This is a genomic window from Natroniella sulfidigena, assembly GCF_023223645.1.
GTDB classification, from domain to species: Bacteria; Bacillota; Halanaerobiia; order Halobacteroidales; family Halobacteroidaceae; genus Natroniella; species Natroniella sulfidigena.
Genome location: NZ_JALKBY010000004.1, coordinates 136,236 through 149,016, shown reverse-complemented (window position 1 = coordinate 149,016; position 12,781 = coordinate 136,236). Strand labels below are relative to the sequence as shown.

Annotated in this window: 12 protein-coding genes and 1 riboswitch; all 12 genes read left to right on the top strand. The window is 33.4% G+C overall.

The window, feature by feature from the left end:
* The first annotated feature begins 53 nt into the window (after positions 1-53).
* Entirely contained in the window at positions 54-1,001 is a 948-nt protein-coding gene (locus tag MWH28_RS04240; RefSeq protein WP_248618044.1) for a DMT family transporter, read from the top strand.
* Positions 1,002-1,088: 87 nt separating this feature from the next.
* A riboswitch (Lysine riboswitch) is annotated at positions 1,089-1,244 on the top strand.
* Between the two features lie 97 nt (positions 1,245-1,341).
* Positions 1,342-2,658, top strand: a complete 1,317-nt coding sequence (gene lysA, locus MWH28_RS04235) for a diaminopimelate decarboxylase (RefSeq protein ID WP_248618043.1) — start codon at positions 1,342-1,344, stop codon at positions 2,656-2,658.
* A 110-nt stretch (positions 2,659-2,768) separates the two neighbouring features.
* Entirely contained in the window at positions 2,769-5,405 is a 2,637-nt protein-coding gene (locus tag MWH28_RS12965; protein WP_248618042.1) for a CBS domain-containing protein, read from the top strand.
* Positions 5,405-6,019 (top strand): site-2 protease family protein, encoded by a 615-nt coding sequence (locus MWH28_RS04225; protein ID WP_248618041.1) that lies wholly within the window; start codon positions 5,405-5,407, stop codon positions 6,017-6,019. Before MWH28_RS12965 ends, MWH28_RS04225 begins: the two co-directional genes overlap by 1 nt.
* A 24-nt stretch (positions 6,020-6,043) precedes the next feature.
* The gene (gene trpS, locus MWH28_RS04220) at positions 6,044-7,036 is read left to right on the top strand and encodes a tryptophan--tRNA ligase (protein ID WP_248618040.1); all 993 of its coding nucleotides are present in this window, start codon (positions 6,044-6,046) and stop codon (positions 7,034-7,036) included.
* A 146-nt stretch (positions 7,037-7,182) separates the two neighbouring features.
* Positions 7,183-7,965, top strand: a complete 783-nt coding sequence (locus MWH28_RS04215; RefSeq protein ID WP_248618039.1) for a segregation and condensation protein A — start codon at positions 7,183-7,185, stop codon at positions 7,963-7,965.
* The gene (scpB, locus tag MWH28_RS04210) at positions 7,949-8,512 is read left to right on the top strand and encodes an SMC-Scp complex subunit ScpB (RefSeq protein ID WP_248618038.1); all 564 of its coding nucleotides are present in this window, start codon (positions 7,949-7,951) and stop codon (positions 8,510-8,512) included. Before MWH28_RS04215 ends, scpB begins: the two co-directional genes overlap by 17 nt.
* A 148-nt stretch (positions 8,513-8,660) precedes the next feature.
* Entirely contained in the window at positions 8,661-9,287 is a 627-nt protein-coding gene (locus tag MWH28_RS04205) for a DUF2953 domain-containing protein (RefSeq protein ID WP_248618037.1), read from the top strand.
* A gap of 1 nt (position 9,288) precedes the next feature.
* Positions 9,289-9,702: a GerW family sporulation protein gene (gene ytfJ, locus MWH28_RS04200; protein ID WP_248618036.1), complete on the top strand. Its 414-nt coding sequence runs from the start codon at positions 9,289-9,291 to the stop codon at positions 9,700-9,702.
* A gap of 36 nt (positions 9,703-9,738) precedes the next feature.
* The gene (locus MWH28_RS04195) at positions 9,739-10,863 is read left to right on the top strand and encodes a D-alanyl-D-alanine carboxypeptidase family protein (RefSeq protein WP_248618035.1); all 1,125 of its coding nucleotides are present in this window, start codon (positions 9,739-9,741) and stop codon (positions 10,861-10,863) included.
* A 69-nt stretch (positions 10,864-10,932) separates the two neighbouring features.
* Positions 10,933-11,664: a pseudouridine synthase gene (locus MWH28_RS04190; RefSeq protein WP_248618034.1), complete on the top strand. Its 732-nt coding sequence runs from the start codon at positions 10,933-10,935 to the stop codon at positions 11,662-11,664.
* Positions 11,657-12,673 (top strand): elongator complex protein 3, encoded by a 1,017-nt coding sequence (locus MWH28_RS04185; protein WP_248618033.1) that lies wholly within the window; start codon positions 11,657-11,659, stop codon positions 12,671-12,673. The genes MWH28_RS04190 and MWH28_RS04185 overlap by 8 nt, the downstream gene beginning before the upstream one ends.
* Positions 12,674-12,781: the final 108 nt, after the last annotated feature.

The following is a 12,781-nucleotide window of genomic DNA, read 5'->3' as shown; positions in this document are numbered from 1 at the left end:
CCTCAAATATGTTTTAATTAAATATGTACATATTTAATTAGGGGTGAGACTAGATGATAAAAAAAGAGGAATATTTAGCAATGTTAGCTGGAATAGTTGCAGCAGTTATTTTTGGTTTTTCTTTTATGTTTACTAAAGATGCTTTAGATTTAATGAGTCCGTTTCAATTATTAGGATTTAGATTTATTTGTGCTGTTATGTTACTAACTACTTTGAAGTTAATGAATATAATCGAAATAAATTTTGCTAATAAAGATCTACATAGTTTATTTTTATTAGCCTTATTTCAACCTGTAATATATTTTTTATTTGAGACTTTAGGGGTGAAATTAACCTCTTCTTCTCAAGCCGGAATGATGATTGCTTTAATACCTGTTGTAGTAACTATCTTATCGGCTATATTTTTGAAAGAAAAACCTAGCAGACAACAGTTGGTTTTTATTATTATGTCAGTGATAGGAGTTGTCTTTATTATTTTGATGGCTGGTAGTGGAGAGATGGAAACTAGATTGACAGGTATATTTTTATTATTAGGAGCAGTATTAGCAGGGGGAATTTATAATATTTTATCTAGAAAGTCTTCTTTACAGTTTAGTCCAGTAGAGATAACTTATATTATGATGGTGATTGGTGCTGTAGTATTTAATGGAGTAGCAATTATTCAACATTTATTAGCTGGTGAGTTAACTACTTACTTTCTTCCTTTAATAGAGATTGAGGTGATAGTAGCTATTGTTTATCTAGGAGCTTTATCTTCAGTAGTAGCCTTTTTTATGTTGAATTTTATGCTATCTAAAATTGAAGCATCTCGTTCCGCAGTATTTACTAATCTTACTCCTATTGTAGCAGTAATTGCTGGAGTAGTTTTTAGAGGTGAGTCTTTTTATTGGTTTCAAGCTGTAGGAGGACTGATGATCTTAATTGGAGTGTGGGGGACGAATTATTTTGCTCAAGGTGATAGATTAAAGAAGAGCAACTTTGATAATTCTGTTGAACTTTAAAACAATAAAATCAGCTAGATTTGACAAAGACAAGTGATTATGTTATCCTAACTTAAACTTAACTTAAACTTGACTTAAACTTAACAAGAGAAAGATAGAGGTGTAGTGTTTAAGAGTATGTTTTAGCTTTTAAACTGTTAAGGTTGAAAGGAATGACTGCCGAAATTTTAATTTGTTTAGGGTTGAGGTTATAATTAATAGTTATAACCTTGTCACTTGGCTAAGTGGAGAGCTATCTTATAGACCGTTGAAGTATTAATTAAGGTTATGAGATTGTCTCATAACCTTTTTTTGATTGAATTAATATAATGTAATAAAGCAAGAAGAAAGGAGTAAGTTAATGAAATTACAAGGTACAATGAAAATTAATGAGCAAGGTGAGTTAGAGGTTGCAGGGCATAGCTTGGTTGATATTGCTAAAGAGTATGGGACACCTTTATATATTTTAGATGAGGCTGAAATTAGAAAGAATTGTCGAGCTTATCGGCAAGCTTTTGAGAAGTGGTATCCAAATTCTGAAACGATTTATGCTGGCAAAGCATTTATGTCTTTAAGTATGGTAAGAATTATTGAACAAGAGGGATTAGGTTTAGATGTTGTCTCTGGAGGAGAGTTATATACAGCTTTAGAAGCTCAATTTCCTGTAGAAAAGATTTATTTTCATGGTAATAACAAAACTCCTGCTGAGATTGAGATGGCTTTAGAGGCTGGAATTGGTTACTTTATTGTAGATAATAATTATGAGCTTGAGTTATTAAATAAGTTAGCTATTGAAAGTGATAAACAGGTTGATATTCTGTTAAGGGTTACTCCAGGAATTGAAGCCCATACTCATAGTTACATTCAGACTGGACAGACAGATTCTAAATTTGGTTTAGGGATTCAGAATGGATTGGCTTTGGCTGGAATTAAGCAGGCTAAAGAATTATCTAATTTAAATGTAGTGGGAATTCATTGCCATATTGGTTCGCAGATATTTAAATTAGAGTCTTTTGCTAAAGCAGTCGATATTATGTTAGAATTTATGGAAGATGTTAAAGATGAGACTGGTATTGTCTTAGAACAGTTAAATTTAGGAGGCGGAATAGGGATTCCTTATACTGAAGAGGAAGAAAAACCTGATATTGATAAATATGCTGAGCTTGTTACTAAAGCAATTAAGCAAAAGTGTGATGAGTTAGAAATTCCTCTACCTAAGGTGATTAATGAACCAGGTCGTTCAATTGTAGGAACTGCTGGTTCTACTTTATACCAAGTGGGTTCAATTAAAGAAATACCTGATATTAGAACATATGTAGCAGTAGATGGAGGGATGTCTGATAATATCAGGCCTGCTTTATATGAGGCGGAGTATGAGGCGTGCTTGGTTACGAAAGCTACTGAGAGTGCAAACCAAGAAGTTACAATTGTAGGAAAGTGTTGTGAATCAGGAGATATTTTAATTAGAGAGATTGAATTGCCTGAAGTAGAAGAGGATGATTTATTGTTGATTTCTTGTACAGGGGCTTATGGTTATTCAATGAGTAATAATTATAATGGCTTAACTAAACCAGGGATGGTCTTGGTCAGTGAAGAGCAGGTTGATTTGATTATTGAACCAGAAAGTTATCAAGATTTAATAGCTAATCATAAGATACCGGCTAGATTAGAGAAATAATTTTTAAGGGCGTATAACTTAGTTGTACGTCCTTATTTTTGATTATTAATTGTAAATTAAGCTTTACCTGTGGTATAATAACAATTAGCTTGAATTGAGGGGTGGGTATAGTGGAGATTATAATTAGTCATCAGCGAACTGATTTTGATGGTTTAGCAGCAATGGTAGCTGCTCAAAAAATATATCCGCAAGCTGAGATGGTTTTTGCAGGAGGATTAACTAATAATGTTAAAGAATTTATGTCATTATATAAGAATAGAATTCCAATCAAGTATCCTAGTGAGATAGATCAATCTCAGGTGGAGAAGGTTATTATAGTAGATACTAGAGTAGCTTTTCGATTAGGAAGCTTTTCTGATTTAGTAGAACAAGATGAAGTAGAGGTTATAGTTTATGATCATCATATGAATCGACAGAATTGTTTACAAGATGCAACAGAAACAATTGAACCAGTGGGAGCTACTACGACAATTTTGGTGGAACAATTAAATGAAATGAAGGTTGAAGTGACTTCATTTGAGGCTACTTTATTTGCACTAGGAATTTATGAAGATACAGGTTGTTTGATCTTTAGTAGTACGACTGCTCGAGATGCTAAGATAGTCTCTTATTTATTAGAGCTAGGAGCTAATTTGGGAATTGTTGAAAAGTATATTGATTATTCCTTAAATCGACAGCAACAACAACTATTTAATAAATTATTAGATGCAGGTTATAAAGTTACTAGTAAAGGTTTTAAGATCAGCTTTTTTCAAGCTGAAGTTGAAGAATATATACCTGATATTGCTTTGTTGGCCCATAAGTTAGATGAATTACATAATTTGGATGCTCTTTTTGTGTTGGTTAAGTCAGGAAATAAGGTGTTGATTATTGGACGGAGTAATCATGATAGTATTAATGTAGCTCAAATCTTAAATTATTTTGGGGGTGGGGGGCATGCTCGAGCTGCTGCAGCAACTATTGAGCGAAATAAAGCACAGGAATTAATTGAGTTACAACAGGAATTATTACAGGTGGTTCGAGAGAATATTACTCCTGATGCGTTGGCCAAAGATATTATGTCCAGTCCTGTTAAGAGTGTAGCTCCTGATACCTCTATGGAAGAAGCAGATGAATTAATGTTACGTTATGGCCATTCAGGTTTGGTTGTTGAGGAAGATAAAGAGCTTGTTGGGATTATTTCAAGGCGTGATATAGATAAAGTAAGAAATCATGATTTATTACATGCACCTGTCAAAGGTTATATGTCAACTGATGTAGTGACTATTGAAGCTGAAACTTCTTTAAAAGAGGTTCAAGATTTGATTGTTCAGCATGATATTGGAAGACTACCTGTTACTGATCAACAGGGGAAGTTAGTAGGGATTATTACAAGAAGTGATTTGTTGAAATTGCTCTATGGAACAGATGATTATATCAAAAATCGTCAGAATTTATATGGAAGAAGTCTGGTTGAAGTACAGGAGAAGCGTTATAATATTGATCAGAAATTAGGCTTAGTTGAAGAAAGAATCATGGAGCTGTTGAAGTCGGCTGCTCAATTGGCTGATCTTTTAGATGTTGATCTTTATTTAGTTGGAGGATTTGTTAGAGACCTTTTATTAGAAAAAAGAAGCTTAGATTTGGATTTAGTGGTAGAAGGTGATGGGATTAAGTTTGCTAGAAAGTTGGCCCAAAAGTTAAATGGTGCTCTTAATGTACATCATGATTTTGGAACAGCTACAATATCATTAGATAATAATTTGAATTTGGATATAGCTACCACGAGGGTAGAGTATTATTCTGATATTGCTAGTCTGCCTGAAATAGAGTTAGGTTCTATTCAACAAGATCTTTTTAGACGGGATTTTACCATTAATGCTTTAGCTATTCAATTAAACCAAGAATCTTTTGGACAGTTGGTTGATTTTTTTGATGGGAAGGTTGATTTAGAAGAAGGAATTATCAGATTGTTACATAATTTTAGTTTACATGATGATCCAACAAGGATCTTTAGAGGGTTAAGGTTTGCTAGTCGGTATCAGTATCGATTTGAGGCGGAGACTGAAAAGCTGATTAAACAAGCAGTAGATTTAAATGTGGTAGATAAGTTGAGCAATAATCGTTTGATTTCTGAAGTTAAAAAAGGATTAAATGATACTCATCCACTTTCTTTTATTAAATTATTAGTTAAGTATGATCTTTTAGGTTATTTATCGAATAATATAGAGTGGAATCGAGCTAAAGAAGAAGTAGCTAATAATCTAGCAAAGATTATGGAGTGGTCAAATTCATTATCCATTACTTTTAATTTTGATAAGTGGTTGTTATATTTTGCTTTATTAGTAACTGGGTTAGAAAAGAAAGAGATTGAAAATTTAGCAACTGATTTTAATTTAAGTAGTGATTGCCTAGAGAGGTTGTTATTTACTTTAGAGGTTGAGCAAGTTGTTGAGCAGTTATTAGTAGCAGAAAGTAATAGTGTCATCTATACTCTTTTAAGTCAATTAACTATAGAAGATATTTTATTGGTGTTGGCCCGTGAGTCTAAATTAAAAGAGAAGGTTAAACTATATTTAGAAAAGTTACAGTGGATAGATATTGAAGTTTCTGGAGAGGATATCATTGATTTAGGATATCGACCTGCTCCTAGCTTTAAAAAGGCCTTAAAGAAGATAAAAAAAGCTAAACTAGATGGTCAAGTTGAAGACTATCAAGAAGAACTTCAACTTTTAGAAGAGTATATTGAGAAAAAGGGGGTGGAATAATGAATATGACAGCTGAACTTATATTATTGTTGCCTGTATTATTATTATCTTTATCTATGCATGAGTATGCTCACGGTAAAATGGCTGATTTGTTAGGTGATCCGACGCCTAAAATGACAGGAAGATTAACCTTAAATCCTATGGCTCATTTAAGCTTGATAGGAACATTAGTTTTAATTATGACCAGACGTTTCGGTTGGGCCAAACCTGTTCAGGTTAATCCTCGTTACTTTGATGATAAACGAAAAGGGATGATGTTAGTTGGCTTGGCTGGGCCATTAGCCAATATTACTTTAGCAATAATATTTACATTTTTATTAAGAAGTTTAGGGCCAATATTTTACCAGTTTATTGATCAAATAATTATTGAGTCTTTATTTATTAATGGAATCTTACTTAATTTGGGATTGGCTGTCTTTAATTCAATTCCAGTGCCACCTTTAGATGGTTCAAAGATCTTAAGGGGGATAACACCAAAGAAGTATGATTATGTTTTTCGTAATTTAGAAGCTTATGGGCCATTTTTTCTATTATTTGCAGTTTTTACGGGGTTAATTGGTAGAATAATTCTTCCAATTATCAATATATTATTTAACTTATTAGTAGGGTTTTAGATTATAGGGATAGGAGGAGTTAATATGGAAAAGAAAGGAACGATTTTGAGTGGGATGCGTCCTACAGGAAAGTTACATTTGGGTCATTTGATTGGAGTACTAAATAACTGGAGAAATCTTCAAGAAGAATATAATTGTATCTTTGAAATAGCTGATTGGCATGCATTGACGACAAAGTATGATCAGACTGAAAATATCAAAAATGATATTAGAGAGATGGTGATCGATTGGATTAGTGCTGGGATTGATCCTGATAAGAGTGTTATCTTTGTTCAGTCTGATGTGCCTGAAATTGCTGAGTTGAATTTATTATTATCAATGATTGTTTCTGTATCTAGGCTAGAAAGAAATCCAACCTATAAAGAACAGGTACAAGAGTTGGGGGTTAAGGATTCTATTCCATTTGGACTATTAGAATATCCAGTTTTGCAAGCAGCAGATATCTTAATTCATAAAGCGGATACAGTACCTGTTGGAGAAGATCAATTACCACATATTGAAATCACTAGAGAAATTGCTCGCAGATTCAATCATTTATATGAAGAAACTTTTCCAGAGCCTGAACCGAAGTTGGGCGAAGTTCCTAAATTATTGGGTTTAGATGGACGTAAAATGAGCAAAAGTTATGGTAATGCTATTTATTTGGCTGATAGCCCAACAGAGATTGCTGACAAGGTCAAGCAGATGGTAACAGATCCAGAACGGATAAGACTAAAAGATCCAGGCAACCCTGAGGTCTGTTCTGTTCATGATTATCATCAAATCTTTGACTGTGAAGAGATTGAAGAGTTAGCAGAAGGGTGTTCTAATGCTGAGATTGGTTGTATGGATTGTAAGCAAAAGTTAACTGATCTGTTGACTGAGTATTTAGTTGATGTTCACCAAAAACGTGAAGAACTAAAAGCTAACCCAGAGCTGATAGATCAAATTTTAGCTAAAGGAGCTAGCAAAGCACGTCAGACAGCTCAACAGACATTACAAGAGGTTAAAGAGGCGATGAACTTAGTTTATAGTTGATAATTGATAGTGGATAGTTAAAAATCAAAAAGCTTAAAACACCTATAAAGCCGTGTATTTAAAGGTTTTAATGATCTTTGTTTTAAGGTTTTAACTGTCAACTGTCAACCGTAAACTGTACACTGATATAAAATAGGGGTGAGATTATGGGCTATCAGATTAAAATTGATGCCTTTGAAGGGCCAATTGATTTATTATTACATTTATTAAAGAAGAATAAAGTAGAGATTTGTGATATTAAAATCTCTGAGATTACAGAACAGTATTTAGATTACATTAACAGAATGCAGCAGTTTAATTTAAATATAGCCAGTGAATTTTTAGTGATGGCAGCTAAGCTGATGGAGATCAAAGCCCAGACTCTGTTACCTACTCCTAAAACAGAAGAAGATGATGATGAGGTTGATCTTAAGCAGCAGCTAGTAGAACGATTATTAGAATATAAAAAGTATAAAAAGTTAGCAACTGAATTACAAGAATTTGAAAAGAAGCAACGAGAAAGATATACTAGGAATGTAGCCCCTTTATTGGCTGATTTGGACTTTGAAGCAGAAAATCCACTAGAAGAAGTAGAGCTTGATCAATTCGTAACAGCATTTGAGAAGGTAATTAAGCAAGCTATAGTTAAAAAGAAGCAACAACAAGAAGATGAGGAAGCGGAAGAAGAGAAACTATCATACTTGAGCCCAGAAGAGGTTACAATTAGCGAACAAGAAGAGTATATTAGAAAAAGTTTAGTTCTTGCAGGAGGAAAAATAAATTCAGCAGATTTATTTGTGGAATTAAATTCTAGATTAGAAATTGTAGTAACTTTTATGGCGTTACTAGAATTAATCAAAAAGCAAGAGCTGAAGGTTGAGCAGGATGTTAATTTTTCTGAGATTAAGATTTATTATACAGGGATGATGCCTAATGTTAGATCAATCTGAAATTAAAGCTGCTATTGAAGCGTTATTATTTATGGCAACTGAGCCATTACAAATTAAAGAAATAAAAAAAGTATTAACAGTAGATCGAGCTGAGATCAAAGAAAGCTTGGAAAAAATAAAACTAGAGTATGCCCAGCAAGATAAAGGAATAGAGTTAGTTAAGATAAATCGTGGTTATCAATTACAGACTAAAGCTGAATATTCTTCTATTATTAAAGATTTTCATCAACCAGAAGTAACTAAAACCCTTAGTCAAGCTGCGTTAGAGACATTAGCTATTGTCGCTTATAAACAACCAGTTACTAGAGCAGAAGTTGAAGATATTAGAGGGGTAAATGTAGAAAAAGCTTTAAAGACATTACAAAAAAGAGGATTAATAGCTGAACAAGGTCGCAAAGATGTAATTGGAAAGCCCATTATTTATGGTACAACTAATCAATTTCTTGAATATCTAGGGCTCGAAAGTTTGGATGATTTACCTGAACCAAAGGAATTTGCTAAATTAAATAATGAAGAATTAGAAGAAATCAAACCAGATGCTAATTAGCATCTGGTTTTTTTATATTTAGTTTTTGTTTTGACTTAAACTTTGACTCAAACTCAGACTTGATTATGACCGCAGGTCATTTGATTCACAGTGTATATTTGAATTTGAAGAGGGGAAAATAAAGATCATAGGTTAGAAGGTGATGATAATGTCCTATTTATTGATTTTGATCGGTTTAGTAATTATGCCTTTTTTCTTCTGGGTACCAATTAGACTTGAGGTCAATTTCGAACGGCAGCAAGAGGAGGATAACTTAGATCTTAAATTATCAATCTTATTTATTGATTATAAATTGAATTTATCATATTTAGAAATTAAGAAGTTATTATCACTTCCTACTTTAGAGCTTGAAGGTAAGCTAAATAGCAACTTAATAGATAAGATAGTTGTTACTGAAAAACTAGATCAAACTGAACTACAAAAGTTACATAAATTTTTTAAAAAATCGTATAAACTTAACAGACGGGTTAAAACCTTTCTATTGTTAACCCATAATTGCCAATCTTTTTTGTGGAAGACAAGCTTTGGGTTAGCCAATCCTGCTCATACCGGCTTAGCTACAGGAAGTCTATGGGCAATTAAGAGTTCAATAATTGGTATTTTACAAGAGTATCTAGAATTTAAATCACTACCTTGTGTTCAAGTAAATCCTAATTTTAATTGGCAACAGCCAGTAAGAATAGAACTTAAAGGTATATTTGAGTTCAAAATAGGTAATATTATGTATGTAGGAATTAAAATTATCTGTTATGAAATCAAAAGGAGGATTAAATAAAATGGCCGATCATCCAATTGAGACACTGATGAATACAGCAATGGAAAATATAAAAAAGATGGTTGATGTCAATACAATCGTTGGTGATGCAGTTGAAACAAAGGATGGAAGTGTAATCATCCCAATTTCAAAGGTTAACTTTGGATTTGCAGCAGGGGGAGGAGAATATAGTAAAACAGAAGATAAAAAGAAGAATGGTTCTGAGAAACCCAAATTTAGTGGGGGAAGTGGAGCAGGTGTGATGTTACAACCGATGGCTTTTTTAGTTGTTAAGGAAAATCAGGTTAGATTATTGCCGGTCAATGATAATGCAGTGATTGAACGTTTGATTAATATTGCCCCTGAATTGATCGAGCAGATTAAAGGTTTTTCTAAAGATGAGAATAACAATGGAATGAAGAATATGAACTTTTAAAATAGAATTAGATGGATTGAAAATAGGAGGAAGGTTATGAAAAACAGAAAATATTATGGAGTGTTAATTCTACTTGTTTCTTTATTATTAGCAATCAACCAGCAAGCAGTAGCTAGCCCTCAAGCTAATGCTGGTGCTGCTATTTTAATTGATTCTGAAACGGGGCAAGTACTTTATGATCAGAATATGCATCAAAGACGACCTCCAGCGAGTACAACCAAGATAATGACGGGAATATTAGCCATTGAATATGGTAATTTATCAGATGAGGTTACTGCTAGTACTAGAGCAGCTTATGAAGGCGGTTCTTCTATTTATTTGACCCCTGGAGAGACTTTGACTTTACGTGAGTTGGTCTATGGTCTTTTAGTTAAATCAGGCAATGATGCTGCAGTAGCAATTGCTGAACATATTGGAGGGTCAGTAGAGGAGTTTGCTGAGATGATGAATCAAAAAGCAAGGGAGCTAGGAGCTTTACAGACCACTTTTAAGAATCCAAATGGTTTGCCTCAAGAAGGGCATTTGACGACAGCTTATGATTTGGCCCAAATTACTCGTTATGCATTAGAAAATGATTTTTTTGCTGAAGTAGTTAACACCCCTAAAAAGAGGATCTCTTGGCCAGGTAATGACTGGGATAGAATTTTAACTAATACTAATAAATTATTGACTCGTTCAGAGATGGTAGATGGGGTTAAGACAGGTTATACATCAGCAGCGGGAAAATGTTTAGTAGCTTCTGCCTCTCAGGGTGGACAGCAATTAATCAGTGTTATTCTCAGAGGTGGCGATGTCTGGGGTGATTCTTTATCATTATTAAATTATGGATTCAACAATTATAGCAAAGTGGATGTTATAACTAAAGGGGATTTAGTTAAAGAAGTAGAGTTTAGAGATACCCAATTGGGTTTAAAAGCAGCGGATGAATTTAGATGGGTCATAGCTAATGGTAGCCAAAAGGATTTGAAAAAGCTTATAAAACTTAATCAGAATATCCGATTACCTATTACAGCTGGAGAAAAGATAGGAAAGTTATCTATTTATGATAGTAATGAGCGGTTATTAGGTCGAGTTGATCTAATAGCAGATAGGGATATTGAAGCTTCGGCTTGGAGTAATTTTTGGAATGGATTGACTTCGATAGTTCAAACCTACTTTTAAGGGAGGAACTTCAGCAGTTATCGTGAATATAGTCAAAGTAGTAAAATTATCTAATTGAGGTGATAGTTGATGGAGCGTTTACAAAAAGTAATGGCCAAAGCTGGAGTAGCATCAAGAAGAAAGAGTGAAGAGTTGATTACAGCAGGGAGAGTAAAAGTTAATGGTAAGGTAGTTACTGAGTTAGGAAGTAAGGTTGATCCTAGTCAGGATCAAATTGAGGTTGATGGCAAACGAATTCAAGAGGAGAACTTGGTTTATATTTTATTAAATAAGCCACAAGGTTATGTAACAACTGCAGATGATCCTCATGGAAGAAGGACGGTATTGGATTTAATTAAGGTTAAGCAACGGGTTTATCCTGTAGGAAGATTAGATTATGATACAGAAGGGTTATTGCTTTTGACTAATGATGGTGATGTAACTTATGCTTTAACTCATCCTAGCCATCAGATTACTAAGAAATATATTGCTACAGTTGAAGGAGTTCCAAATCAAGGAAATTTAAAAGCGTTAGAAAGAGGGATCAAACTAGCTGATGGTTGGACAGCACCGGCTAAAGTAGAAGTAGTAGTTGATTTTAATGATAAAGCAATCTTATCTTTAGAGATTCATGAAGGAAGAAAACATCAAGTTAAAAGAATGTGTAAGGCAGTTGGACATCCTGTCCAAGAATTAAAAAGGATCAAGATGGGGCCTTTAGAATTAGATGATGATTTAAAGTTAGGAGAATATAGGTATTTAAGAAAGAATGAAGTAAAGCAGTTAAGAGATATTGCTCAGAAAGTAAAGGGAAATGAGTAAGCAAGATTATATTATTCCAATCTTTGTTCCCCATTTAGGATGTCCTCATGATTGCGTTTTTTGCAACCAAGAAGAGATTACTGGGATCAAAACTGAGATCGATCTTGGGCAAGTAAGTGATCAGATAGATGATTACTTAACTACTATACCTGCCCAAGCTAGTCGAATTGAAGTTGCTTTTTATGGAGGGAGTTTTACTGGGATTCCACAGCAGTTACAGCAAGATTTATTGGCTATAGCTAATAGAAGGTTAGTAAATGGTAGGATTACTGGCATTAGATTATCAACTCGACCGGATTATATAGATAGGAAGGTCTTGGATTTTTTACAACAAAATAATGTAACTGCAATTGAATTGGGAGTACAGACACTTGATAATGAGGTTTTAGCTGCTGCAGGTAGAGGTCATACTCGAGAAGATACTTTACAAGCAGTAGAATTAATTAAGGAATATAATTTCCAACTTGGGTTGCAGATAATGCCTGGACTACCTTCTTCTAATGAAGAATCTGATTTGGCTACAGGAAGAGAAGTAATTAAGTTGCAGCCAGGTTTTGTAAGGGTATACCCTACGTTAGTTATTAAAAATACTGAATTGGCGCAATTATATCAGACTGATAATTATACCCCTTTATCTTTAGAAGAAGCTGTAGAAATTACAGCAAAGTTATTGAATTTATTTAAAAAGGCCAATCTAGATGTAATTAGGATTGGCTTACAGCCTTCCGAAAGTGTTAATCGAAGCGAAATTTTAGCTGGACCATTTCATCCAGCCTTTAGACAGTTAGTTGAATCTAAAATGTTTTTGACTAAAGTTGAGAAGAAATTAGATGAAAGTTCAGTTGGAGATAAAGTGGAGATGACTGTGCATCCTAAAGATCTATCTAATTTAAAAGGACAAAAAAAGAAGAACTTTATTTATTTGAAAGATAAATATGAAATAGATAAAATTGAAGTTCGATTGGATGATACCTTAGTTAGAGGAGAAGTTTTAGTTGAGCTAATTTAATAATTTTTTAGAAAATAAAGGGATTTTTCTAGTTTTCATGAATATTATAACTAGAAGATACACTATACATTAATAGAGGCTATGAAAGAAGTTGTAAAATTAAAGGGG